We start from the raw sequence: 24804 nt of genomic DNA on the forward strand, positions 1-24804 counted from the left end.
GTCTCAGCCCTCGTAGCGGTCGGCCACGAGGCGGTTGAGCGCCATCACGCCCCAACCGGTCGCGCCCCTGGGGCCAAGCGCCGAATCCGACTTGAGCGACGCGGTCCCGGCGATGTCGAGATGGATCCAGGGCGTGCCGTCCTGCACGAAGCGCTTGAGGAACTGCGCCGCGGTGATCGATCCGCCCTCGCGGCCAGTGCCAACGTTGCGCATGTCGGCGACCCGGCTCTTCAGGACCTTGTCATAGGCCTCGCCCATCGGCAGCCGCCACGCGCCTTCGCCCTCGGCCTGCGCCGCCGCCAGAAGCGCCTCGGCAAAGCCGTCCTCGTTCGAGAAGACCCCCGCATTCTCGTGGCCCAGCGCCACGATGATGGCACCGGTCAGCGTCGCGAGATCGATCATGCCAGAGGGTTTGAACCGCTCCTGCGCGTACCACATCACGTCGGCCAGCACGAGCCGGCCCTCGGCATCGGTGTTGATCACCTCGATCGTGTCGCCCTTCATCGAGCGCACCACGTCGCCGGGGCGGGTGGCGTTGCCCGAGGGCATGTTCTCCACGAGCCCCACGAGGCCCACGACATTGGCCTTGGCGCGGCGCAGCGCCAGCGCCCGCATCGTGCCGGCGACGGTGCCCGCGCCGCCCATGTCCATGGTCATGTCCTCCATGCCAGCGGCGGGCTTGAGGGAGATGCCGCCGGTGTCGAACACCACGCCCTTGCCCACGAGCGCCAGCGGGGCCTCGTCGCCGCCGCCCTGCCAGCGCATCACCACCACCTTGGAGGGGCTTTCGGAGCCCTGGCCCACGGCCAGAAGAGCGCCCATGCCAAGACGCTTCAGCTCGTCCTCCTCCAGAATCTCGACCTCGAGCCCCAGCTCCTGCATCGCCGCGAGACGTGCCGCGAAATCGTCGGTGGTTAGCACGTTGGCGGGCTCGTTGACGAGATCGCGAGTGAAGGCCACGCCCTCGGCAATGGCGGCCATCGGGCCGGCCTCGCGCCCCAGCGCCTCGGCATCCTCGGAGATGAACCGCACGCGCCCATCCGGCTCGGCATCGGGGTCCTGCTTCTGATGCGCATCGAAGCGGTAGGCGCGCAGCGCGAGGCCCAGCGCCACCTCTCCGGCATGGCGCAGGCCCGAGGCCAGCACCGTCAGGTCGCCGCGCCCGGCCTTGGCGGCGATGGCACCACCGGCGCGGCGCATCGCGAGCCGGTCGGTATCGGCATCGTGCTTCACCACCAGCACCGCCTCGGCGGCGAGGCCCGCGGGCACGGCGATCTCGACCACCTCGCCGGTCCCGGCCCGGCTCCAGCGCCGGCCCCCGGCCAGCCGCGCCAGCGCCCCGCTCATCGCCTCGTCGAGCGCGCGCACCGCCTCGGTCTCGGGACCGTCGGGGCCCATGAAGACCGCGACTCGGCCCTGCGCGGCGGTGAGATCCTGCGCGTCATGGGGAAGGAAATCGATGCGGGGGGTGCGGGACATGCCGGCTCCTTGGGTCGTTGTCGGGGATCATTGGCTCTGGCGGCGGAGCCTAGCCGCCGAGACCGGCAAAGGCCAGATCACGGTTCAACCTGCCCGCACCCTCGGCTAGGATGCGCGAAGACGGGCGGCCACCTCGGCGGCCATGGATGGACGAGGGACCGGTGGCGCGATTCGACAGGTACATGCTGTCGCAGCTGATGATGCTGTTCGGCTTTTTCGCGCTGGTGCTGGTGCTGGTCTACTGGGTCAACAGCGCCGTGCAGCTGTTCGACCAGCTGGTGGCCGACGGGCAGAACCTCTCGGTCTTCCTCGAACTCACCATGCTCACTCTGCCCTCGCTGATCCGGCTGGTGCTGCCGATCGCGGGCTTTGCCGCGGCGCTCTACGTCACCAACCGGCTGAGCTCGGACAGCGAGCTCACCGTGATGCAGGCCACCGGCTTCTCGCCGTTCCGGCTGGCGCGGCCGGTGCTGGCCTTCGGCATCGTGGCCGGGCTGCTCACCGGCGCGCTGACCTTGGTGATCAACCCGCTCGCCAATGCGAGGCTCGCCGACCGGCAGGCCGAGATCGCGCGCAGCGCCACGGCACGGCTGCTGCAGGAGGGCGAGTTCCTCTCGCCGATCTCGGGCATCACCCTCTACATCCGCGACATCACCCCCGAGGGCGAGCTGCGCGACCTGCTGATATCCGACAGCCGCGACCCTAAGGAGACCGTGACCTACACCGCCTCCAGCGCCTATCTGGTGGAAACCGCGACGGCGCCGCAGCTGGTGATGATCGACGGGCTGGTGCAGGTGCTGCAGCCCGAGGCGGCGCGGCTTTCGACCACCCGCTTCGAGGATTTCGCCTATGATCTGGAGCCGCTGACCCGCGCCTCCGACAGCGGTCGCAGGCGCACCCGCGAGGTCTCGACGCTGGAGCTGCTGCGTCCGACGCCCGAGACCCTTGAGGCGACCGACCGCAACGCGGCGCAGCTCGCGGTGGAGGCGCATGACCGCGTCGCGGCGGCGCTCCTGTCGGTGGCGGCGCCGCTGATCGGCTTCGCCACCCTGCTGATCGGGGGCTTCTCGCGCTTTGGCGTCTGGCGCCAGATCCTCGGCGCGATCGGGCTGATCATCCTCGTGCAGTCGCTGGAATCCGTGGTCGCCTCGGCGCTGCGCGGCGATCCCTCGCGCTGGCCGCTGGTCTATGTTCCCGCCATCGCGGCCCTGGCCATCGTCGCCGTCGAGCTGGTGCTGGCGGGCCGGCCGCGCCGCAAGTACCGAAGGGGCGTCCCGGCATGATCCTGCACCGCTATTTCGCCCGCCGCTACATCATGGCGTTTCTCGGCACGCTCGGCATCTTCTTCGCGATGCTGACGATGATCGATTTCGTCGAGCAGGCGCGGCGCTTCGGCGGCACCACCGGCATCGGCGAACTTCTGGCCGTGAGCATGCTCAACGCCCCGGCCCAGCTCTACGAGATCCTGCCGCTGATCGTGATCATCTCGGGCATCGCGCTGTTTCTCGGCCTTGCCCGCTCCTCGGAGCTGGTGGTCACCCGCGCCGCCGGCCGCTCGGCGCTCGCGGCGCTGATCGCTCCGGTCGTGGTGACGCTGCTCCTCGGCGTCGCCGCCGTGGCACTGATCAACCCGCTGGTCGCCGCGACCACCCGCGCCTACGAGGCCCGCACCGACAGCCTCAAGGGCGAGGAACGGGTGATCACCCTATCCGATGATGGGCTCTGGCTGCGTCAGGGCGACAGCGAGGCGCAGACGGTGATCCGCGCCAAGAGCAGCAATCTCGACGGCACCGTGCTGCGCGAGGCGAGCTTCCTGACCTTCGACACCGAGGGCCGCCCGCGCGAGCGGGTCGAGGCGAGCCTGGCCGAGCTGCAGACCGGCCACTGGCTGCTGCGCGGGGTCAAGCGCTGGCCGCTCTCGGCCGAGAACCCCGAGACCGCCGCCGAGCGGCTGCCGCAGATGACGCTGGCCTCGTCGCTCACCGCCACCCAGATCCGCGACAGCTTCGGCGATCCCGCGGCGATCTCGGTGTGGAAGCTGCCGGGCTTCATCGACCGGCTGCAGGCCGCGGGCTTCACCGCGCGGCGCCACCAGGTGTTCCTGCAGACCGAGCTGGCGCAGCCCGCTTTCCTGACCGCGATGCTGCTGATCGGCGCCGGCTTCACCATGCGCCACCAGCGCGGCGGCCGGGTCGGCGTCATGGTGCTGGGCGCGATTTTGCTGAGCTTCGGCGTGTACTTCCTGCGCAACTTCGCGCAGATCCTGGGCGAGAACGGACAGATCCCGCCCGCGCTCGCGGCCTGGGCCCCGCCCGTCGCGGCGATCCTGTCGTCGCTCGGTCTGCTGCTACATCTGGAGGATGGATGACCCGACGCCTGCTCGCGGCCCTGCTGGGGCTGATGCCCGCCATGACGCCGCTGCCCCTCGCCGCGCAGGGTCTCGCCCAGCTCGTGGCCGACAGCGTCACCGTCACCGCGCAGGAGGTGCTGGTGGCGCGCGGCAATGTCGAGGCCTTCTACGACGGCACCCGGCTCAGCGCCTCCGCGATTACCTATGACCGCGCCGCCGACCGGCTTACCGTCGCCGGGCCGATCCTGATCACCACCCCCGATGGCGAGGTGTTCACCGCCGAGGCCGCCGAGATCGATCCGCGGCTCGAAGCCGGGCTGCTGCGCGGCGCGCGGCTGGTGCTGGATCGGCAGCTTCAGGTCTCGGCGGCGCGGATCGACCGCACCGGCACCGGGCTGACCGCGCTCACCCGCACGGCGGCGACCTCGTGCCGGGTCTGCGGCGACGAGACGCCGCTTTGGGAGATCCGCGCCGCGCGGGTCGTGCATGACGAGATCGGCCAGCAGCTCTATTTCGACGATGCGAGCTTTCGCGTCGCCGGCGTGCCGGTGTTCTGGCTGCCGCGGATGCGCCTTCCGGACCCGACGCTGGAGCGCGCCTCGGGGCTCTTGGTGCCGCAGCTCTTCTCCTCGGATGCGCTCGGCTTCGGGCTGAAGCTGCCCTATTTCATCCGCCTCGGCGGCCGCCGCGACCTGACCGTGACGCCGTGGATCGCCACCGGGGCGCGCAATCTCGAACTGCGCTACCGGCAGGCCTTCCGCAGCGGCTGGACCCAGATCGAGACGCATCTCGCCGAGGATGACGGCGCGGTCTCGCTGCGCTACGCGCTCTTCGCCGAGGGCGCCTTCGCGCTGCCGCGCGACATCCGGCTCGAATTCGATCTCGAAGCCGTGTCGGACGAGGCCTTCCTGCTCGATTACGACCTCTCCGACCAGGATCGGCTCGACAGCAGCCTGCGCGCCTACCGGCTGCGCGACGACGGATACGCGCTGGCCGAGATCGCCTATTACGAAAGCCTGCGGGAGGACGAATCCAGCGCCTCGCTGCCGCCGCTGGTGGCCCGGATCGAGCGCGAGGCGGTGCTGCGCCCGGCTCCGCTGGGCGGCCGGCTGCGCCTGCGCGCCGACGCCGACGCGCTTTGGCGCGACGGCGACCCGGGCGACCCGGAGGCGACGCGCGACGTCACCCGCGGCGGCGTCTCGGGCGATTGGTACGGGGATCTCATCTTCGGCCCCGGCCTGCAGTTCACCACCGAGCTGCGCGGCCGGCTCGACGCCTATGCCATCGACGACGACCCCGAATTCGACGACACGGTCCTGCGGGCGGCGCAATCGGCCGGGGTGACCCTGCGCTGGCCGCTGCTGCGGCGCGGTGATGACGGCACCGCCCAGATCATCGAGCCGGTGGCGAGCCTCGCCGGCGTGGCGACGCAGGGCGGCGACGTGCCCAACGAGGATTCGCGGCTGGCCGAGTTCGACGCGGCCTCGCTCTTCGCGCTCGACCGGCTGCCGGGCGAGGATCTGCAGGAAACCGGTCTCAACGCCGGTCTCGGCCTGCGCTGGAGCCTGCTCGGCGCCGATGGTCGGAGCCTGTCGGTGCTGGGCGGGCGGCTGCTGCGCGACGAGGCGCTGCAGGGAATCGACGACATCACCGGGCTGACCTCGACCCGCTCCGACTGGCTGATCTCGACGAGGCTCGATCTCGGACAGGATCTCGGGCTCGAGGCATCGACCACCTTCGATGACGATTTCGGCATCTCCACCGCCGAGGCGCGGCTCGGTTTCGACCGCGAGAGCTTCGATTTCACCGCCGCCTATCTGTGGCTCGAGGAGGGACCGGCCGAGGACCAGCCCCGGATCTCCGAGATCGCGTTCGACACGGTGCTGAATCTGGGCCCGCGCTGGAGCCTCTCGGCCGAGGCGCGCTACGACATCGCCGCCGACGAACCGGTGCGCGCCGAGATCGGCGCCGGCTGGCGCAACGAATGCGTCACGGTGGACCTTTCGGCATCGCGCCGCTACACCGATACCGATGACGTGGACCCCTCCACGAGCTTCGGGCTCTCGGTCAATCTTGCCGGTTTTTCAACCGGTCAGACGGCCCTGCCCGCGGCGCGGAGCTGCGAGGGCTGAGACGGAACGATCGGACGAGGATGGGAGCCGGAATGCGGGCTTTTGATGTCGTAAAGGCCGTGGCGCTCGCCACCGCCCTGGCCGCGCCGGTGGGCGCCGCCGCGCAGGGGCTGTTCGCCCCGGCGGTCACGGTGAACGGCAGCGCCGTCACCAATTACGAACTCGACCAGCGCGCCAAGCTGCTGGCCGCGTTCAACACGCCGGGCGATCTCGGCGCGGAGGCCCGCAAGCAGCTGGTCGAGGAAAAGCTCAAGCTCCAGGAGCTGAACAGCGCCGGGATGCAGCTCACCGAGGAAGGTCTCGAGGCCGCGATGGCCGAGTTCGCGCAACGCGCGAACCTGTCGCTCGACGCCTTTCTCGCGCAGCTCGCCACGCAGGGCGTGGCGCGCGAGACGCTGCGCGATTTCGTGCGGGTCAACGCCTCGTGGCGCGACTATATCCGCCGCCGCTACGGCTCGGGCGTCGATGTCTCCGAGGCCGAGATCGATGCGGCGCTGGCGCGGACCGGCGGGCCGGAATCGGTCGAGCTGCTGCTCTCCGAGATCATCATCCCGGCGCCGCCGCCGCGCGCCGCCGCGGCGATGGCCCGCGCCGAGGCGATCTCGAAGCTGCGCTCCACCGCCGCCTTCGAGGCCGAGGCCCGCGCGGTTTCGGCCCTGCCCTCGCGCGCCCAGGGGGGCCGTCTCGACTGGGCCGCGCTGAGCGATTACCCGGCCGGGCTGCACGGGCTGCTTCTGTCGCTCGAGCCGGGCGAGGTGACGCCGCCGATCCCGATCCGCAACGGCGTCGCGCTGTTCCAGCTGCGCGACATCCGCGAGGCGCCGCAGGCCCCGGCCGCGATCGCCGAGATCGACTACGCGCAATTCGCGATCCCCGGCGCCGGCACCGCGCAGGCGCAGGCGCTGGCCGAGGCGGCGCGGATCGACGGTCTCGTCGACACCTGCGACGATCTCTACGGCGTCGCCAAGGGCCTGCCCGAGGAGCGACTGGTGCGCCAGAGCGTCGCGCCCGCGGCGCTGCCGCAGGATCTCGGGCTGGAACTGGCGCGGCTCGACCCCAATGAGGCCTCGTGGAACCTGAGCCAGGACGGCACGCTGTTCTTCACCATGCTGTGCTCGCGCACGCCCGTGGCGGCCGAGGGCGTCGATCGCGAGTCCGTGCGAAACAGGCTCCTGAGCCAGAAGCTCTCGGCCCGCGCCGACATCCTGCTCGCCGAGCTGCGCGCACAGGCGCGTATCGGCCAGTGAAGCCGGTCGCGATCTCCTGCGGAGAGCCCGCGGGCATCGGCCCGGAGATCGCGGCCCGCGCCTGGGAGAAGCTGCGCGGCGAGATCCCGCTCCTCTGGCTCGGAGATCCGCGCCACCTGCCCGAGGCGCTGCCATGGCAGACGGTGAGCGGGGCCTCCGAGGCGGCGGATCTGAGCGGAACCGCGCTGCCGGTGCTGGCGCGAGATTTCGGCCCGCCGGCCGTACCGGGACGACCCGATCCGGCCCATGCGCAGGGCGTGATCGACGCGATCCGCGACGGCGTCGACCTCGTGCGCTCGGGGGCCTGTTCGGCGCTGTGCACCGCGCCGATCCACAAGGCCGCGCTGATCGACGGCGCGAGTTTCGCCTATCCGGGCCATACCGAGTATCTCGCGGCGCTGGCGGGCGTGGACGAGGTCGTGATGATGCTTGCCTGCGACGCGCTGCGCGTCGTGCCCGCCACCATCCACATCCCGCTGTCGCAGGTGCCCGAGCGGCTCACGCCAGAATTGCTCGAGGCCACGATCCGCATCACCCGCGACGCGCTGATCCGCGATTTCGGGATCGAGGCGCCGCGCATCGCCGTCGCCGGGCTGAATCCGCATGCGGGCGAGGACGGCAAGATGGGCCACGAGGAGATCGCCATGATCGCACCGCTGATGGCGCGGCTGGGCGACGAGGGCTTCGATTTGCGCGGACCGATGTCGGCCGACACGATGTTCCATGCGGGTGCGCGCGCGGGCTACGACGCGGCGATCTGCATGTATCACGACCAGGCGCTGATCCCGATCAAGACCATCGATTTCTCGGGCGGGGTCAACGTCACGCTCGGCCTGCCCTTCATCCGCACCTCGCCCGATCACGGCACCGCCTTCGGCATCGCCGGACAGGGGCTCGCGGACCCGTCCTCGATGATCGCCGCGATCCGCATGGCCGCCGATATGGCGCAGGCGCGCGGCGCGCGCTAAGGGAACGGCGCGGCGGTCCCCGGCGGAGCGCCATGCGTATTTTCGGAAAGATGAACGAGGGATCGCCCCCATGGCCGCTATCGACGATCTGCCGCCCCTGCGCGAGGTGATCGAGACCCACGGCCTGCGCGCCAAGAAGACGCTGGGCCAGAACTTCCTGCTCGACCTCAACCTCACCGCGCGGATCGCGCGGGCGGCGGGCGACCTGGCGGGATCGGACATTCTCGAGATCGGGCCGGGCCCGGGCGGGCTGACGCGCGGCCTGCTGGCCGAGGGCGCGCGCAGGGTCCTCGCGATCGAGAAGGACGCGCGCTGCATGCCCGCGCTCGAGGAGATCGCCGCGCGCTATCCCGGTCGGTTGCAGGTGATCGAGGGCGACGCGCTCGAGATCGATCCGCTGACGCATCTGACGCCGCCGATCCGGGTCGCGGCGAACCTGCCCTACAATGTCGGCACCGAGCTTCTGGTGCGCTGGCTGACGCCGAAAGAGTGGCCGCCCTTCTGGGAGAGCCTGACGCTGATGTTCCAGCGCGAGGTGGCCGAGCGGATCGTCGCCGCGCCGGGCTCCAAGGCCTATGGCCGGCTCGCGATCCTCGCGCAGTGGCGCGCCAGCGCGCGCATCGTGCTCGACCTGCCGCCGCAGGCCTTCGTGCCCGCGCCCAAGGTGTCCTCGGCGGTGGTCCATCTCACCGCCCTGCCCGCGCCGCGCTTTCCGGCCGATCCGGCGGTGCTGAGCCGCGTCGTGGCGGCCGGGTTCAACCAGCGACGCAAGATGCTGCGCGCCTCGCTCAAGGGGGTGGCGCCGGGGATCGAGGATCACCTCGCCGCCGCCGGCATCCCGCCGACCGAGCGGGCCGAGCAGGTCGGGCTCGAGGCGTGGTGCGCGCTGGCCCGGTCGGTGGCCGCAGCGCAGTGACGAAAAAGGCGGCGCCCGGATACGGGCGCCGCCTTTTCTTCATCCTGTCGGAGCGGGCCTACTCGGCCGCTTCGGCCGATCCGCTCTCCGCCTTGGCGGCGGGCTTGGCGCGGCGCGGACGCGGCGCGGGCTTTTCGCCCTCGGGCGTGTCGCGCTTCACGCGCGGCTTGCGCGGCCGCTTGGGCTTGTCCTCGGCCTTGGGCGCCTCGGCGCCGGGCTGGGCCTCCGCGGGCTGCGCCGGGATCTCGCGCGCGGGCTCGCGGTTCTCCGGGGTCTCGACCAGATCGCTGGCGGGCTCCTCGGCCTGCCGCGCCTCGTGCCGCTCCTCGTGACGGGGCTCGCGCTGCGGTTCGGGCTGCTGGTGCTGCGCCGCTGCCGCCTCTTCCTGCGCCCGCAGGCGGGCCGCGCGCTCGCGGTCGCGCTCGGCCTGGCGGTCGCGCTCGGCCTGACGCTCGCGGTTCTGGGCCTCGGCTTCCTCGCGCTTGGCCTCGATTTCCTTCTGCGCCTCGGCCAGCATTCTCAGGTAATGCTCGGCGTGCTGGGCGAAGTTCTCGGCCGCGACCCGGTCGCCCGAAAGCTGGGCGTCACGGTGCAGCTGGGTGTATTTCTCGATGATCTGCTGGGGCGTACCGCGCACCTTGCCATCGGGGCCCGAGCTGTCGAACACGCGATTGACGATGTTGCCGCCCGAAGGACGGTTGTTGTTGCGGTTCTTGTTGCCGCGCGAGCGTGACTTCGATGATCTCATGTGATTCTTCGGTTCCGGCCTGGCTCAGGCGTTGCGCTTTGACCCGGTCTGCGCGCGCGATGCGCGCTGCTGCGACGTCGGGGCCTGCGATGATCTGGCAGCGTGTCGGGGCGGGAGGGCGCGTGCGCCTTCCTCCGTCCGATGCCAAGGACTAACCATGCGGACCGCCCGGTGACAAGCGGAAACTGCGATCCTGGCCGAAAGAGCGGTGTTTTTCGCGCTCAGAAGCCCGATTGCGGCAGTCCCAGCACGATCACCCGGTCGCGCCCGTCGAGATCGGGAATGAGCGCGACGGGGGCGAAGCCGCGGGCCACGGCGAGGCTTCCCACCGCCTCGGCCTGCCCCACGCCCAGCTCCATCACCAGCCGCCCGCCCGGCGCCAGAACCTCGGTCGCCCCGTCGAGGATCGCGCGGTAGCACGACAGCCCGTCGGCGCCGTCGGTCAGCGCGCCCGCGGGCTCCCAGTCGCGCACTTCCGGGGCGAGCCCTTCCATTTCGGCGCGCGCGATATAGGGCGGGTTCGACACCACGAGGTCGAACATCCCCTCGACCCGGCTGACCCAATCGGACACCTGGATATGCACCCGGTCGGCAAGCCCCAGCGTCACGGCGTTCTCGCGCGCCACGGCGCAGGCGGCCTCCGACAGGTCGACGCCGACGCCGCGCGCATCCGGCATTTCCGCCAGCAGCGTCAGCAGGATGCAGCCCGAACCGACGCCAAGATCGAGCACGTGGCCGAACGGTTCGGACAGGGCCGCCTCGACCAGCATCTCGGTCTCGGGGCGCGGGTCGAGCACGTCGCGCGTCACCTTGAAGCGGCGCCCATAGAAGGCACGGCTGCCGGTCAGGTGCGACACGGGTTCGCGCGCCGCGCGCCGTTCGATCAGCGCCTCGAACTCGGCCAGTTTCCCGCCATCGACCGGCTCGGGCAGCACCAGCGTCAACCGCCCCGGATCGACGCCGATCGCGTGGCTGAACAGCCGCCGCGCGTCGCGGCCCGGATCGGGCACCCCCGCCTCGGCCAGCAGGCGCGTGGCCGAGACCAGTGCCGCGGCGCCGGTCAGCGGACCTGATGGCAGCGGGCTCATGCCTCCATCTCCGCCAGCAGCGCCGCCTGCGCCTCCGCCGTCAACGCGTCGATGATCTCGTCGAGATCGCCGCCCATCACAGCGTCGAGCTTGTAGAGCGTCAGGTTGATGCGGTGATCGGTCAGGCGTCCCTGCGGGAAGTTGTAGGTGCGGATGCGCTCGGACCGGTCGCCCGATCCCACCTGCGCGCGACGGTCGGCCGAGCGCGCGCCCTCGACCCGCATCCGCTCGGCGTCGAAGAGCCGCGAGCGCAGCACCTCCATCGCCAATTCGCGGTTGCGGTGCTGCGATTTCTGGCTCGACGTGACGACGATGCCGCTCGGGATATGGGTGATCCGCACCGCCGAGTCGGTGGTGTTGACGTGCTGGCCGCCGGCGCCGCTCGCCCGCATCGTGTCGATGCGGATATCGGCGGGGTCGATCTTCACGTCCACTGCCTCGGCCTCGGGCAGCACCGCCACGGTGGCCGCCGAGGTGTGGATGCGGCCGCCGCTCTCGGTCTCGGGCACGCGCTGCACCCGGTGCACGCCGGATTCGTATTTCATCCGGGCGAAGACGCCCTCGCCCTCGATCCGCGCCACGACCTCCTTGATGCCGCCCAGCTCGGTCGCCTGCTCCTCGATGATCTCGAAGCGCCAGCCGCGCGCATCGGCATAGCGCATGTACATGCGCAGCAGGTCGGCCGCGAAGAGCGCGGCCTCGTCGCCCCCGGTGCCGGGCCGGATCTCGATCATCGCCGGACGCGCATCGGCGGCGTCCTTGGGCAACAGCGCGAGGCGCAGCGCCGTTTCGGCGGCCTCCAGCCGTTCCCGCAGGCCGGGCAGCTCTTCCTCGGCGAGATCACGCATCTCGGGGTCGCGCAGCATCGCCTGCGCCTCGGCGATCTCGGCTTCGAGGCGGGCATGCTGGGCGGCGGTCTCGACCACCGGCTTGAGTTCCGCGTATTCGCGGCCCAGCTCGGCGATCTCGCCCCCCGAGGCGCCCGACGACATCTTCGCCTCGAGAAACTCGAAGCGGGCGGTGATCTGGTCGATCTTGTCCTGTGCGATCATGGATCACCCATCCTCCATCGCCACTTAGGCGTCAAGTGACGCTCAGCGGCGCGGCAGCCGATCTTCGAGCGCCGCCATCCACGCCTCGACCCGCTTGCGGTTCACGCCCATGTCGGCGACCCCGAAACGCTGCCGCGCCCAGATCATCAAGGCGGCGCCGCCGGCCTCGGGGACCGCCTTGACGCTGGTATAGTCGGGAAAGCCGAGGACGGCCGAGCGGCTGACATAGGTCACGCGCCCCTCGGCCGGGCTTTCGAACAGGACCCGGGTGCGCGGCGTCGCCCGCGCGATCTCGTCGAAGGCCGAGAGCAGCGTGGCCGGGTCGGTGTCGAAGACCGGCGGCGCGGCATTGGCAGGCCCCGTGCGCAGCAGCCAGCCGCCACGGCGCGGCGCCTGCGGCACCCGTTCGACCTCCATGGGATCGACGTGCCAGCGCGCCACATCCGCCGGCGCGACACGTATCCAGACCAGTGGCACCGCCAAAGATGCCGCGGTCGCCAGGGCCATTATTCCCATCTTTTTCAAATACCTGACCGCTGTTTTTTCAACTTCGCCTCAGGTTCAACCGCGCGCGGGCTGCGCGCGTTCGACCAGCCGGGCGAAAAACGACGCGCCATAGGGCGCCGTCTCGTCGTTGAAGTCGTATTCGGGGTGGTGCACGCCCGCCGTCTCGCCGTTGCCGATGAACAGATAGGCGCCGGGGCGCGCCTCGAGCATGAAGGAGAAATCCTCGGCCCCCATGGCGCGCGGGCTGTCGGCATCGCAGCCGAGCCCGACCTCCTCGGCCACGCCAGCGGCGAATCCGGCCTTCCCGGCGTCGTTCACCGTGGCCGGGTAACCGAGATTGTAGTCGAGATCGGCGCGCACGCCGTAGGCCATGGCCTGCCCCTCGCAGATCTCGCGCATCCGCCGCATCACCATTGCCTGCACATTCTTGTCGAAGCTGCGCACCGTGCCGTTGATCCAGGCGGTGGCCGGGATCACGTTGTCGGCGCTGCCGGTATGAATCTGCGTGACCGAGATCACCAGATCCTGCCGCGCGTCGTGGTTGCGACTGACGATGGTCTGGATCGCGGTGACGATGCCACAGGCCGCGACCACCGGATCGGTCGCATCATGCGGCATCGCGCCATGCCCGCCCTTGCCGGTCACGGTGATGGTGAAATCATCCACCGCCGCCATGATCGGTCCCGGCGCGGTGCGGAACCGCCCCACCGGCAGACCCGGCTCGTTGTGCAGGGCAAAGACCTCATCGATGCCGAACCGCTCCATCACCCCTTCCTCGACCATCACACCGGCACCGCCGCCGCCCTCTTCGGCGGGCTGGAAGATCAGCGCCACGGTGCCCGCGAAATTGCGCGTCTCGGCGAGGTATTTCGCGGCCCCCAGCAGCATCGTGGTGTGGCCGTCATGTCCGCAGGCATGCATCCGGCCCTTGTTCGCCGAGGCATGCGGCAGCCCGGTCTGCTCGTCCATCGGCAGCGCATCCATGTCGGCGCGCAGGCCGATTACCGGGCCCTCGCCCCGGCCCCGGATCAGCGCCACCACCCCGGATGTCGCGATGCCCTCGTGGATCTCGTCGACGCCGAATTCGCGCAGCCGCGCCGTGATGAAGCCGGCCGTTTCGTGGCAGTCGAAGCCGATCTCGGGCGCGGCGTGAAGCTGGTGACGCCAGCCCTTCATCTCCTCGGCGAAATCGGCGATGCGGTTGATGACGGGCATGTCTGGCGCTCCGGGCTTTGAAATCCTAGCCTGCGGCTTGCCATCGACAGGAGCCCTGCGCAATGCCCCAGACCGAGCCCGAGATCCGCGACACCGACCTGGACGCCGCCCGCGAGATCGCGCGGCTGTCCGCGATCATGCGGGCGCTGCGCGATCCCGATCACGGCTGCCCATGGGATATCGAGCAGGACTTCGCCTCGATCGCCCCCTACACGATCGAGGAAGCCTACGAGGTGGCCGATGCCATCGCCCGCGAGGACTGGCCAGAGCTTCGGGGCGAGCTGGGCGACCTGCTGCTGCAATCGGTCTACCACGCGCAGATGGCGCGCGAGGCCGGGCATTTCGATCTCGCGGCGGTGGCGCGCGCGATCTCGGACAAGATGATCGCGCGTCACCCGCATGTCTTCGGCGAAGAGGATCGCGACCGCACCGCCGAAGAGCAGACCCACGCCTGGGAGGCGATCAAGGCGGCCGAACGCGCGGGCCGTGCCGAAACCGGCGTGCTCGACGGCGTCGCGCTCGGCCTGCCGGCGCTGATGCGCGCGGCCAAGCTGCAGAAGCGCGCCGCGCGGGTGGGATTCGATTGGCCGCAAACGGCGCAGGTTCTCGACAAGCTGGTCGAGGAGGCACATGAGCTGGTCGAGGCGCGCGACCGTCTGAGCCCCGACGAGATCGAGGCCGAGATGGGCGACCTCCTGTTCGTCATGGCCAACCTGTCGCGGCATCTCGGTGTCGACCCCGAGGTGGCCCTGCGCCGCTCCAACGACAAGTTCGCACGTCGATTCAAGTACATAGAGGACGAACTTCACAAGCGCGGCAAGCGTCCGGTCGAAAGCGACCTGACCGAGATGGATGCTTTGTGGAACGAGATCCGAAGAGCGGAAAAAAACGTCGACTGAAAAAGTCGGGTATTGACCTGAGCAAATTGCTCGGATTTAAGCGCCACCAACGAAAACGCTGATTTGGAGCGCTACATGACCCTTCGCCCTGTCCTCACCATCGCCGCCGCGCTGGCCGGCACCTCCGCTCTGGCCGACGTCAACGTCTACACCACCCGTCAGCCCGAGCTGATCCAGCCGGTGGTCGATGCCTTCACCGAAGAGACCGGCATCGCCGTCAACCTCGCCTTCGTCGAGGACGGCATCGTCGAGCGGCTCGAGGCCGAGGCGCAGCGCTCGCCCGCCGATCTCGTGATGACCGTCGACATCGCCAACCTGCGCCAGATCGTCGATGCCGGCGTCACCCAGCCGGTCGAAAGCGACGTGCTGATGGAAGCCGTGCCCGCCAACCTGCGCGGCGAGAACGGCGAGTGGTTCGGCGTCACCACCCGCGCCCGCATCGTCTATGCCAGCCAGGAGCGGGTCGAGGACGGTGAAGTCACCACCTACGAGGATCTCGCCTCGGACAAGTGGGAAGGCCGGATCTGCACCCGTTCGGGCCTGCACAACTACAACCTCGCCCTCGTCTCGGCGATCGTCGCGCATCACGGCGAAGAATACGCCAAGGAATGGGCGCAGGGCGTGAAGGACAACCTCGCGCGCAAGCCCGAGGGCAACGACCGCGCGCAGGTCAAGGCGATCTGGGCCGGTGAATGCGACATCTCGCTCGGCAACACCTACTACATGGGCAAGATGCTCGAGGATCCCGAGCAGACCGAATGGGCCGAGTCCGTGCGCATCGTCTTCCCGACCTTCGAGAATGGCGGCACCCATGTGAACGTCTCCGGCGTCGCGCTGACCCAGGCCGCGCCGAACAAGGAAGAGGCGGTTCAGTTCATGGAGTACCTCGTCTCGCCCGAGGCGCAGGAAATCTATGCCGAGGCGAACTACGAATACCCGGTGCTCGAAGGTGCCGAAGCCTCGGAACTGGTCAAGGGCTGGGGTGAGTTCACCGCCGACGAGACCGACCTGCCGACCATCGCCGACCACCGCGCCACCGCGCTGCGGATCATGGAAGAAGTGAACTTCGACGGCTGATCTCGCCCAGAGCGAAAGAAAAGCCCGCCTTCGTTCCGAAGGCGGGCTTTTTTGTTTTCGAACAGTGGCTTGAAATTCAGGCCCCGGCCTTCTCCTCGAGTTCCAGCCACTCGGTTTCGGCCGCGTCGAGCGCCGCCTGACGCTCCGCCATCGCCTCGGTCGCCTTGCGGAACTTCACCGGTTCTCGGGTGAACAGCTCGGGATCGGCGAGCAGCTCCTCGAGCTTGGCGATCTCGGCGGTGAGCCGGTCGATCACCTTCGGCAATTCCTCCAGCCGGTGTTTCTCGGTGAAGCTGAGGCCGGGTTTCGGCGCGGCGGGTTTCGGCTTCGGCGCGCTCGGCGTCGGGCTCGGCGCGCTTCCCCGCGGCGCGGGGGCCTGCGCCGGCGCTGGCGTCTCGTTGAATTTCCGCTGGCTCTGGTAGTCGCTCCAGCCGCCGGCATAGAGCGTCGCGCGGCCGTCGCCCTCCATGGCGATGGTCGTGCTCGCCACCCGGTCGAGGAAATCGCGGTCGTGGCTCACCAGCAGCACCGTGCCATCGTAATCGCCCAGCAGGTCCTGCAGCAGGTCCAGCGTCTCGATGTCGAGATCGTTGGTCGGTTCGTCGAGCACCAGCACGTTCGAGGTCTGCGCCATGATCCGCGCCAGCAGGAGCCGCGCCTTCTCGCCCCCCGAGAGCGACTTGACCGGCGCGCGGGCCTGCCCCTCGTCGAACAGGAATTCCTTGAGATAGCCCACCACGTGCTTGGGGGTGCCGCGCACCATCACCTGGTCCGAGCTGCCCGAGACCGCCATCAGCGGGTCGTTGGTCAGGCTGTCCCAGAGCGTCGCCTCGGGATCGAGCCGGGCGCGTGCCTGGTCGAACACCGCGATCTCGAGGTTGGTGCCATGCTTGACGCTGCCCTCGTCAGGTTCAACTTCGCCCAGCAACATCTTGATCAGCGTGGTCTTTCCGACGCCGTTCGGGCCGACGAAGGCGATCCGGTCGCCGCGCATCACCGTCAGGTCGAAGCCCGAGACGATGCGCTTGCCGGCGTATTCCTTGCTCAAACCAAAGGCCTCGATGACCTTCTTGCCCGAGGTCGGACCCTCGCCAAGCGCCATCGCCGCGGTGCCCTGGCGGCGGATCTGGTTCGCCCGTTCGGCGCGCAGATCCTGCAACGCCCGCACCCGGCCCTGGTTGCGCTTGCGGCGGGCCGAGATCCCCTCGACCGCCCAACGCGCCTCGGACTTGATCTTGCGATCGAGCTTGTGGCGCGCCATGTCCTCGTCTTCCCACGTCTTGTCGCGCCAGGCCTCGAAGCCCTCGAAGCCGGTTTCCTGGCGGCGCACAGCGCCGCGGTCGATCCACAGCGTCGCGCGGGTCAGCGCCTTGAGAAAGGCGCGGTCGTGGGAAATCAGCACGAAGGCCGCGCGGGTCTGGCGCAGCTCCGCTTCGAGCCAGGCGATCGCCTCGATGTCGAGGTGGTTCGTGGGCTCGTCGAGCAGCATCAGCTCCGGCGCCTCGGCCATCAGCCGCGCCAGCGCCGCGCGGCGCCGTTCGCCGCCCGAGGCGGTCGCCGGGTCACGATGCGGATCGAACTTGAGCCCCTCGGCCACCACGTCGAGCTTGTATTCCTCGCCCATGTCGAGGTTTTGCGCCGCCCATTCGCCCAAGGTCGCGAAGCCTGAGAAATCGGGGTCCTGCTCCATGTAGCCCACGGAGGTCGCGGGGGGCACCGCGCGGGTGCCGCGATCGGGCTCGACGAGGCCGGCCATCACCTTCATCAAGGTGGACTTGCCGGAGCCGTTGCGGCCCACGAGGGCGACGCGGTCGCCCTGCTGGACCGCGAGCGACAGCCCGTCGAAGACGGGATCGCCGCCGAAGGTGAGGGAAATATCGGTGAGCTGGAGAAGGGGTGCGCGTGCCATGATCGCCAGCTAGAGGGCGCCGCGCGGCTTATCAAGGGCCGAATGCGAGGGCGCGCAGCGCCCGGGCGCGGGCCGCCGGGATCGCCGCGACATCGAGCATGCACAGCACGTGGATGGTGTTCATCACCCGATCCACCACCGCGTGGTCGCTGACCACGGCGCCCATGCCGAGATAGCTGCGCAGCAGCGGCGGCAGCCCCGCCGGCGCGGCGTCGGGCGCACCGACCGGCCCGGCGAGATCCAGCACCTCCACCGCCCCGCGTCGTCCGGGCCGCAGCCCGGTAGGGGCGGCGTGCCGCGCGCCGAGCCAGGACAGCGCCGCGCGGTGCGGGCGCGGGTCGGTGCCGGGAAACGAGGCGCAGCCGAACAGCAGCTCGACCCTTTCGCGCAGCACCAGCCGGGTCAGCGCCCCCAGCGCCAGCCTGAGCGCCTCGCCGTCGCGGGCCTCGGGCGCGGTGCAGAAGCGGCCGATCTCCATCGCCCGCCCCGGCCGCGCCGCCAGCGGACCGAGATCGTAGCTCTCGGCGCTCGCGGCCTGCCCGATCTCGCCGGGCGCGAGGACGCGCCAGCGCAGCGTGCAGAGCGCTCGGCCCGTCGCGTCCTCGACCAGCAGGTGCCGGGCCCGCGCGTCATGCCCGTCGGCGTCGCGCAGCGCCCCGCCCAGATCGACGAAGCAGCGCGCGCGCAGCGCCATCGCGCGAGCCAGCGCTTCGCCCTGCGCCGTACGCGCGACCAGCCGGCCACGCCGCAGGATCACGCCCATGCCGGGCCCCGCTGGCATCCGGCGCGGTGCTGACTACATAGGTGGACGAGATCACGGAGGACCCAATGGACAAGATCACCAAGACCGACGCGCAGTGGCGCGAGGAGCTGTCCGAGCTCGAATACAAGGTGATGCGCAAGCACGGTACCGAGCGCGCCTTCACCCATGACGATTTTCCGAAAGAGCCCGGCACCTTCGCCTGCAAGGGCTGCGGCCGACCGCTGTTCTCGGCCGAGACCAAGTTCGACAGCGGCACCGGCTGGCCCAGCTTCTACGCCCCGATCAGCGATGAGGCGGTGGGCGAGAAGACCGATCGCAGCTTCTTCATGAAGCGCACCGAGGTGCATTGCGCGGCCTGCGAATCGCATCTTGGCCACGTCTTTCCGGACGGGCCGGCCCCGACGGGCCTGCGCTACTGCATGAACGGCGTGGCGCTCGAGTTCAAACCGGCGACCTCCGACGAGAGCGCGGCCTGAAACCGGGCTCATTCGTCGTCGATCAACATGCTCGGGTCGAAATTGCCCGCAGCCCCCGCCAGTTGCCGCAGGAAGGTGCCGTTCTGGACGCTGTCCTCGGTGACCCGGCGGGTCAGCGGCACGATGCGGCCATCGCTGAGATCGAAGCGCTCGACATTGCTGACGCCGCCACTGGGAGCAAAGCTGATCGCGACCACCTCGCGGCTCACCTCCTCGGGGGCGAAGAACCCGTAATGGCGGAACACCGAGCGGATGTAGAAGATGTCGTTCTCGCCGAGCACCCCGCTGGTGGTCGGCGGACCGGCCTTCTCGATCACCGAGGCGCGGTCCTCGCCGAGCGAGATCGTCGACAGCACCGCCTCGGCCGGCACGTAGCCGTGGAACCGCTCGGTCGGACTGCAGGCCGCCAGCCCCGCGAGTCCCAGAATGGCTGCGCCGCGGCGAACCCCGCGGCCGGTCCTGTCACGGCCGGTTTCCATGCCCATCTGCGACTGCCCCTGCTCTTGCCTCAAGCCCTTGCGGCTTCTAAAGCCGCTTACAACAACCCCATGCATATCTTCAAGGAAGGAAGCGGACCATGGTCGACGCGACCCCTCTCCCGCGACAGGTGATCCGCCTGGGCGATCTGTCGCAGCGCCGCGCCACCGAGATGGTGATCGAACCCGACGCCGCCGGACGCGCCGCCGTGGCGGAGGCGCTCGATATCCGCGGCGTGCGCAAGCTGCGCTTTCGCGCGCGCCTGTCGCCAGAGGGCCGCGATGGCTGGCGGCTCGATGGCGATCTCGGCGCCACCGTGGTGCAGGATTGCGTGGTGACGCTCGAACCGGTGGTGACGCGGATCGACGAGACGGTGATGCGGCGCTACCTCGCCGACGTGACGGAACCCGAGGGCGCCGAGGTCGAGATGCCCGAGGACGACACGATCGAGCCGCTGCCCTCGGCGCTGGACCTCGCCGCGGTGATGATCGAGGCGCTGGCGTTGGCGCTGCCCGACTATCCGCGCGCCGAGGGGGCCGGAACCGGTGACGTCAGCGTGACCGAGCCCGGGGCCGAGCCGCTCACCGACGAGGACGTGAAGCCGTTTTCCGCCCTCAAGGGGCTGCGCGAGCGCCTGAAAGGCGACGAAGACGGCGAGGAATAGCACCTTCCTCTTGCTTTTCGCCGCGACCGCAGTATTTTCGCGGCCTCTTTCCATTCCACGGCTCGACAGCCCGGTTCTTATCGCCTAAGAGCGGCCGGACGTCGCGGGATGGATCCCCTGACCGGGGCCATGCGCCCACCCGCCAGCCGGGCCGGACCCGTTCCGCGCCCATTGAGACTAGAGCCAGTATTACTTCGAGGTTGTGACATGGCCGTTCCGCAGAACAAGATCTCCAAGTCGCGCCGCAACCAGCGTCGGGCCCATGACGGCCTGACCGGCGCGAACCCCAATGAATGCCCCAGCTGCGGGGAGCTCAAGCGCCCGCACCACGTCTGCCCGTCCTGTGGCAACTACGCCGATCGCGAAGTGATCGCGCGTGCCGCCGAGACCGATCTGGACGACGACGCGGCGTAAGTCCGTGACCGGGCTTTGGCGCGGGACGGGCATGGTCCCGGACCGCGCCGCCCCTCGGGGCGAGCCCGGATGTCTGCCGCAGCGAGACCGGCGCGCGTCAGACGACCGCGCCCAAGCATCGGGGCCGCGATGACGGGCTTGTCCCAAGACAGATCCATCACGCTTTCCGTCGACGCCATGGGCGGCGATCAGGGCCCGGCCGTCGTGGCCGCCGGCGTGAAACGCTTTCTCCAGTCCGATCCGACCGCGCGCGTGCTGCTGCACGGCCAGCGCGACAAGCTCGAGCCGATCTTCTCGGGCTCGGTTCTGGCCGACCGCCTCGAGATCATCCATGCCGAGGGCGTGGTCGCGATGACCGACAAGCCCAGCCACGTGATGCGCGGCGGCAAGTCGACCTCGATGTGGTCGGCCGTGGATGCGCTGCGCGATCGCCGCGCCGATGCCTGCGTGAGCTGCGGCAACACCGGCGCCCTGATGGCGGTGTCGATGATCCGGCTGCGCAAGGCCGAGGGCGTCAACCGCCCCGCCATCGCCTGCCTCTGGCCCTCGCGCAACCCGCAGGGCTTCAACGTCATGCTCGATGTCGGCGCCGATATCCGCGCCGATCAGGACGACCTGCTCGCCTATGCGATGATGGGCGCCTCCTATGCGCGCAACGGGCTCGGGCTGGCGCGCCCGCGCGTCGGGCTGCTCAATGTCGGCACCGAGGAACACAAGGGCCGCGCCGAGCTGAAGGTCGCGGCCGAGATGATCGGCGCCGCCGCCGACAAGGGCGATTTCGACTATGTCGGCTTCGTCGAGGGCGGCGACATCCCCTCGGACCGGGTCGATGTCATCGTCACCGACGGCTTCACCGGCAATGTCGCCCTGAAGACCGGCGAAGGCACCGCCACGCTGATCTCGGGGCTCATGCGCGAGGCCTTCCTCTCCTCGATCGCCTCGAAGATCGCGGCGCTGCTGACGCGCGGCGCCATGGCCGGGCTCAAGGCCCGGATCGATCCGCGCCAGGTCAATGGCGGCGTGTTTCTCGGGCTGGGCGGCCTTGTGGTGAAAAGCCACGGCTCGGCCGATGCCACCGGCGTCTGCGCCGCGCTCAGCCTCGCCGCGCGCCTCGCGCGCTCCGATTTTTCCGAACGGCTGGCGCATCGCATCGCCGGCGTCTCGGCCCTGCATCAGGACGCACCCAAGGAGATCAAGGCATGACCATTCGCGCGGTCGTCAGGGGCGTGGGCCACTACCTTCCCGAACGGGTGATGGAGAACGTGGAGTTCGAGGCGCTCGTCGACACCTCCGACGAATGGATCCGCACCCGTTCCGGCATCGAGAGGCGCCATATCGCCGCCGAAGGCCAGACCACCTCGGATCTCGCCACCCGCGCCGCCCGCGCCGCGCTGGCCGATGCCGGGATCGAGCCCGGGGGGATCGACGCGATCATCCTCGCCACCTCGACCCCCGATTTCACCTTCCCCTCCGCCGCGACCATGGTGCAGCGCGAACTGGGCATGACGCATGGCTTCGCCTTCGACGTCCAGGCGGTCTGCGCCGGTTTCATCTATGCCCTGACCACCGCCAACGCGATGATCCTGACCGGTCAGGCCAAGCGGGTGCTGGTGATCGGCGCCGAGACCTTCAGCCGGATCATCGACTGGACCGACCGCGCCACCTGCGTGCTGTTCGGCGACGGCGCCGGCGCGCTTGTGCTCGAGGCGGCCGAAGGCGAAGGGCGGTCCTCGGATCGCGGCATCCTCGCGGCGGATCTTAACTCGGATGGGCGCCACAAGGACATCCTGCACGTCGATGGCGGCGTCTCGACCGGGACCACCGGCCATCTGCGCATGGAAGGCCGCGAGGTGTTCCGCCACGCGGTCGAGAAGCTGGCCCAGACCGCGCATCTGTCGCTCGAGAAGGCGGGCCTCACCGCCGAGGACGTCGACTGGGTGGTGCCGCACCAGGCCAATATCCGGATCATCCAGGGCACCGCCAAGAAGCTGGGCCTGCCGATGGACAAGGTGGTGACCACGGTTCAGGACCACGGCAACACCTCGGCCGCCTCGATTCCGCTGGCGCTCTCGGTCGGGCGCGCCAACGGCCAGATTCGCGAAGGCGACCTCGTGGTCACCGAAGCGATCGGCGGCGGCCTCGCCTGGGGCTCCGTGGTCCTGCGCTGGTAGGCCAGTGTCCGCGCTGCAACTGTGCCATCCATCTTCTTGAGATTGACTTGAAATTGCCGCTGCCCTTAAGGTTGCGACAGAGCAGGGAGATCAAGATGGCGGACAAGACATTGACGCGGATGGATCTCGCCGAGGCTGTGCATGAGGAGCTGGGACTCTCCCGCAACGACAGCGCCGAGCTGGTCGAGGCGGTATTGGGGCATATCTCCGATGCGCTCGTCGCCGGTGAGCAGGTCAAGATCAGCTCCTTCGGCACCTTCTCGGTGCGCGACAAGGCGGCGCGGATCGGCCGCAATCCCAAGACCGGTGAAGAGGTGCCGATTCATCCGCGGCGGGTCCTGACCTTCCGCTCTTCGCACCTGATGAAGGACAAGGTCGCCTCGGGCAACAGAAGCTGAGGCGGGCCTGATGGCGAAATCGGCTCACGCGTTCCGCACGATCGGCGAGGTGTCCGAGGCGTTGAATACGCCCGCGCACGTGTTGCGATTCTGGGAAAGCAAATTCGCGCAGGTGCGCCCGGTGAAGCGCGCCGGCGGGCGGCGCTATTACCGCCCCGAGGATCTCGACCTGCTCGGCGGCATCAAGGCGCTGCTGCACGATCAGGGCATGACCATCAAGGGCGTCCAGAAGCTGCTGCGCGAAAAGGGCGTGCGTCACGTGGCCGATCAGGGCCGCGATCTGGTCGCCGAACCGGAAGCGCGCAGCGCGCCGGAGCGCCGGACCCGGCCGGATTCGTCGCAGGCCGAGGACGCGGTCCTCGTGCTCGACCCCGTCACCGATCTGGCGCAGCTGCTGCAACGCCGCAGCGCCCCCCCGGCCCCCGCCGAGACCGCGTCATGCGCGCCGCTGGCGCTGCTGCACGCCGCCGGACCCGCCTTCCTCGAGACCCGCGCCGCCCGCATCGCACCGCTCGTCGCGCGGCTCGAAAGCCTGCGCGGCCGCATGGTCGCCGCCCGCGACGGCAAGCGCTGATCGGGCGAATTTTTTCCGCAAATCGGCTTGCCCCCGCCCGCCAGTTCGGGCATTAGCAGCCTCAGTCGGGCTATAGCGCAGCCTGGTAGCGCGTCCGTCTGGGGGACGGAAGGTCGCAGGTTCGAGTCCTGCTAGCCCGACCAATCATGACCGCCCGCCGCTCCAAAGCGGCGGGCGTCGTCATGTCAGCAGGAGGCTAAAGAGTGATCGGAGTTCTGCCCCGTCAGGGCATCGCCCAGCTGATCGAGAGCGGTGCGATCACCGCCAATCAACCCATCGCTTCCGAGCAGATCCAGCCCGCCAGCCTCGATCTCAGGCTTGGCCGCGTCGCCTATCGGGTGCGCGCCTCCTTCCTCGCCGGCGACGGTCGCAGGGTCGAGGATCGGCTGGCCGAGTTCGAGATGCATCGCATCGATCTCGACCAGGGCGCGGTGCTGGAAAAGGGCTGCGTCTACGTGGTGCCGCTGATGGAACGGCTCGCCCTGCCCGACGGCATCCAGGCCGTGGCCAACGCCAAGAGTTCCACGGGCCGGCTCGACCTGCTGACCCGGCTGATCGCCGATGGCGGCACCGAGTTCGACCGCATCGCGCCGGGCCATGACGGGCCGCTCTATGCCGAGATCTGCCCGCGCAGCTTCTCGGTGCTGGTGCGCCCGGGGATGCGGCTGAACCAGATCCGGTTCCGCGCCGGGCAAGCGGTGCTCGACGACGCCGCCCTGACGGCACTGCACGTGCAGGAGCCGCTGGTCGATGGCGAGGCGCTGATCTCCGAGGGTCTGGGCTTCTCGGTCGATCTCTCGCCCGCCTTGGCCGCCTGCGCGGGCTTTCGCGCCAAGCCCCATGCCGGGGTGATCGATCTCGACCGGATCGGCCATTACGACCCGGCCGAGTTCTGGGAGGTGGTGCCCAGCCCGCGCGGCAGCATCATCCTCGACCCCGGTGCCTTCTATATCCTTGTCAGCCGCGAGGCGGTGACCATACCGCCAGCCTATGCCGCCGAAATGGCGCCCTACCTCGCCATGGCGGGCGAGTTCCGGGTGCATTACGCGGGCTTCTTCGATCCGGGCTTCGGCCACGCGGCGGCGCAGGGCAAGGGCTCGCGCGGGGTGCTCGAGGTGCGCTGCCACGAGGCGCCCTTCGTGCTCGAGCACGGGCAGGTGGTGGGCCGTCTGGTCTATGAGCGGATGGCCGAGATCCCGGACCAGCTCTACGGCGCGGGCATCGCCTCGAACTACCAGGGTCAGGGGCTCAAGCTGTCGAAGCAGTTCCGCGCGCCCTGA

At 69.7% G+C, this 24804-nt stretch carries 25 protein-coding genes and 1 tRNA gene; 17 read left to right on the top strand and 9 right to left on the bottom strand.

Annotated features, from left to right (window positions below; translation table 11 throughout):
* Positions 1-3: 3 nt before the first annotated feature.
* The gene (locus tag ACRAQ3_RS08255) at positions 4-1479 is read right to left on the bottom strand and encodes a leucyl aminopeptidase (RefSeq protein ID WP_432254280.1); all 1476 of its coding nucleotides are present in this window, start codon (positions 1477-1479) and stop codon (positions 4-6) included.
* 182 nt (positions 1480-1661) lie between these two features.
* Between ACRAQ3_RS08255 and lptF the strand changes: the two genes are divergently transcribed.
* The 6 genes from lptF (at position 1662) to rsmA (ending at position 9092) form a co-directional block, all read left to right on the top strand.
* Positions 1662-2762 carry an LPS export ABC transporter permease LptF gene (gene lptF / locus ACRAQ3_RS08260; RefSeq protein ID WP_432254281.1) on the top strand — a complete coding sequence of 367 codons (1101 nt, stop codon included), beginning with the start codon at positions 1662-1664 and terminating at the stop codon, positions 2760-2762.
* Positions 2759-3847, top strand: coding sequence for an LPS export ABC transporter permease LptG (gene lptG, locus ACRAQ3_RS08265; RefSeq protein ID WP_432254282.1), 1089 nt, complete (start codon positions 2759-2761; stop codon positions 3845-3847). Before lptF ends, lptG begins: the two co-directional genes overlap by 4 nt.
* A complete protein-coding gene (locus tag ACRAQ3_RS08270) occupies positions 3844-5961 on the top strand; it encodes an LPS-assembly protein LptD (protein ID WP_432254283.1) in 2118 nt (705 codons plus the stop codon). Before lptG ends, ACRAQ3_RS08270 begins: the two co-directional genes overlap by 4 nt.
* 32 nt (positions 5962-5993) lie before the next feature.
* On the top strand, positions 5994-7208 hold the full coding sequence (locus ACRAQ3_RS08275) for a peptidylprolyl isomerase (protein ID WP_432254284.1): 1215 nt from the start codon (positions 5994-5996) through the stop codon (positions 7206-7208).
* The gene (gene pdxA, locus ACRAQ3_RS08280) at positions 7205-8176 is read left to right on the top strand and encodes a 4-hydroxythreonine-4-phosphate dehydrogenase PdxA (RefSeq protein WP_432254285.1); all 972 of its coding nucleotides are present in this window, start codon (positions 7205-7207) and stop codon (positions 8174-8176) included. Before ACRAQ3_RS08275 ends, pdxA begins: the two co-directional genes overlap by 4 nt.
* Positions 8177-8246: 70 nt before the next feature.
* A complete protein-coding gene (rsmA, locus tag ACRAQ3_RS08285) occupies positions 8247-9092 on the top strand; it encodes a 16S rRNA (adenine(1518)-N(6)/adenine(1519)-N(6))-dimethyltransferase RsmA (RefSeq protein WP_432254286.1) in 846 nt (281 codons plus the stop codon).
* Between the two features lie 58 nt (positions 9093-9150).
* On the opposite strand, the gene ACRAQ3_RS08290 is transcribed toward rsmA, so the two are convergent.
* The 5 genes from ACRAQ3_RS08290 to ACRAQ3_RS08310 form a co-directional block, all read right to left on the bottom strand.
* Positions 9151-9840, bottom strand: coding sequence for a DUF4167 domain-containing protein (locus ACRAQ3_RS08290; protein ID WP_085897267.1), 690 nt, complete (start codon positions 9838-9840; stop codon positions 9151-9153).
* Positions 9841-10061: 221 nt separating this feature from the next.
* The gene (gene prmC / locus ACRAQ3_RS08295) at positions 10062-10928 is read right to left on the bottom strand and encodes a peptide chain release factor N(5)-glutamine methyltransferase (RefSeq protein WP_432254287.1); all 867 of its coding nucleotides are present in this window, start codon (positions 10926-10928) and stop codon (positions 10062-10064) included.
* Positions 10925-11980 (bottom strand): peptide chain release factor 1, encoded by a 1056-nt coding sequence (prfA, locus tag ACRAQ3_RS08300; RefSeq protein WP_432254288.1) that lies wholly within the window; start codon positions 11978-11980, stop codon positions 10925-10927. Before prfA ends, prmC begins: the two co-directional genes overlap by 4 nt.
* A 42-nt stretch (positions 11981-12022) precedes the next feature.
* Positions 12023-12487, bottom strand: a complete 465-nt coding sequence (locus ACRAQ3_RS08305; RefSeq protein ID WP_432254289.1) for a DUF1499 domain-containing protein — start codon at positions 12485-12487, stop codon at positions 12023-12025.
* Positions 12488-12541: 54 nt separating this feature from the next.
* On the bottom strand, positions 12542-13702 hold the full coding sequence (locus tag ACRAQ3_RS08310) for a M20 aminoacylase family protein (RefSeq protein WP_432254290.1): 1161 nt from the start codon (positions 13700-13702) through the stop codon (positions 12542-12544).
* Positions 13703-13764: 62 nt separating this feature from the next.
* Here ACRAQ3_RS08310 and mazG point away from each other — a divergent pair, with 62 nt between their 5' ends.
* Together mazG and ACRAQ3_RS08320 are read left to right on the top strand one after the other, a co-directional pair.
* On the top strand, positions 13765-14601 hold the full coding sequence (gene mazG, locus ACRAQ3_RS08315) for a nucleoside triphosphate pyrophosphohydrolase (RefSeq protein ID WP_432254291.1): 837 nt from the start codon (positions 13765-13767) through the stop codon (positions 14599-14601).
* A 75-nt stretch (positions 14602-14676) separates the two neighbouring features.
* On the top strand, positions 14677-15678 hold the full coding sequence (locus ACRAQ3_RS08320) for a Fe(3+) ABC transporter substrate-binding protein (protein ID WP_269397211.1): 1002 nt from the start codon (positions 14677-14679) through the stop codon (positions 15676-15678).
* A gap of 76 nt (positions 15679-15754) precedes the next feature.
* Here the strand turns inward: ACRAQ3_RS08320 and ACRAQ3_RS08325 are convergent, their stop codons facing one another.
* Both ACRAQ3_RS08325 and ACRAQ3_RS08330 read right to left on the bottom strand, forming a co-directional pair.
* Entirely contained in the window at positions 15755-17587 is a 1833-nt protein-coding gene (locus ACRAQ3_RS08325) for an ABC-F family ATP-binding cassette domain-containing protein (RefSeq protein WP_432254292.1), read from the bottom strand.
* Between the two features lie 31 nt (positions 17588-17618).
* Complete coding sequence (locus ACRAQ3_RS08330; protein ID WP_432254293.1) at positions 17619-18350, bottom strand: GNAT family N-acetyltransferase; 732 nt, start codon at positions 18348-18350, stop codon at positions 17619-17621.
* A 65-nt stretch (positions 18351-18415) separates the two neighbouring features.
* Between ACRAQ3_RS08330 and msrB the strand changes: the two genes are divergently transcribed.
* Positions 18416-18826 (top strand): peptide-methionine (R)-S-oxide reductase MsrB, encoded by a 411-nt coding sequence (msrB, locus tag ACRAQ3_RS08335; RefSeq protein ID WP_269397208.1) that lies wholly within the window; start codon positions 18416-18418, stop codon positions 18824-18826.
* 8 nt (positions 18827-18834) lie between these two features.
* On the opposite strand, the gene ACRAQ3_RS08340 is transcribed toward msrB, so the two are convergent.
* Complete coding sequence (locus ACRAQ3_RS08340) at positions 18835-19338, bottom strand: outer membrane protein assembly factor BamE (protein ID WP_269397207.1); 504 nt, start codon at positions 19336-19338, stop codon at positions 18835-18837.
* Positions 19339-19403: 65 nt separating this feature from the next.
* Here ACRAQ3_RS08340 and ACRAQ3_RS08345 point away from each other — a divergent pair, with 65 nt between their 5' ends.
* From ACRAQ3_RS08345 to ACRAQ3_RS08380, 8 genes are all read left to right on the top strand, one after another.
* A complete protein-coding gene (locus tag ACRAQ3_RS08345) occupies positions 19404-19967 on the top strand; it encodes a YceD family protein (protein ID WP_432254294.1) in 564 nt (187 codons plus the stop codon).
* A 207-nt stretch (positions 19968-20174) separates the two neighbouring features.
* Entirely contained in the window at positions 20175-20381 is a 207-nt protein-coding gene (gene rpmF / locus ACRAQ3_RS08350; RefSeq protein ID WP_085897279.1) for a 50S ribosomal protein L32, read from the top strand.
* Between the two features lie 129 nt (positions 20382-20510).
* Complete coding sequence (gene plsX, locus ACRAQ3_RS08355; RefSeq protein ID WP_269397205.1) at positions 20511-21584, top strand: phosphate acyltransferase PlsX; 1074 nt, start codon at positions 20511-20513, stop codon at positions 21582-21584.
* Complete coding sequence (locus tag ACRAQ3_RS08360) at positions 21581-22552, top strand: beta-ketoacyl-ACP synthase III (protein WP_432254295.1); 972 nt, start codon at positions 21581-21583, stop codon at positions 22550-22552. The genes plsX and ACRAQ3_RS08360 overlap by 4 nt, the downstream gene beginning before the upstream one ends.
* A gap of 95 nt (positions 22553-22647) precedes the next feature.
* The gene (gene ihfA / locus ACRAQ3_RS08365) at positions 22648-22950 is read left to right on the top strand and encodes an integration host factor subunit alpha (protein WP_085897282.1); all 303 of its coding nucleotides are present in this window, start codon (positions 22648-22650) and stop codon (positions 22948-22950) included.
* Positions 22951-22960: 10 nt separating this feature from the next.
* Positions 22961-23524 carry a MerR family transcriptional regulator gene (locus ACRAQ3_RS08370; RefSeq protein WP_432254296.1) on the top strand — a complete coding sequence of 188 codons (564 nt, stop codon included), beginning with the start codon at positions 22961-22963 and terminating at the stop codon, positions 23522-23524.
* A gap of 66 nt (positions 23525-23590) precedes the next feature.
* A tRNA-Pro gene (locus tag ACRAQ3_RS08375) sits at positions 23591-23667 on the top strand.
* 60 nt (positions 23668-23727) lie between these two features.
* Positions 23728-24804, top strand: coding sequence for a 2'-deoxycytidine 5'-triphosphate deaminase (locus ACRAQ3_RS08380; RefSeq protein ID WP_432254297.1), 1077 nt, complete (start codon positions 23728-23730; stop codon positions 24802-24804).

Source organism: Limimaricola sp. AA108-03 (assembly GCF_050847355.1).
Taxonomy (GTDB): Bacteria; Pseudomonadota; Alphaproteobacteria; order Rhodobacterales; family Rhodobacteraceae; genus Limimaricola.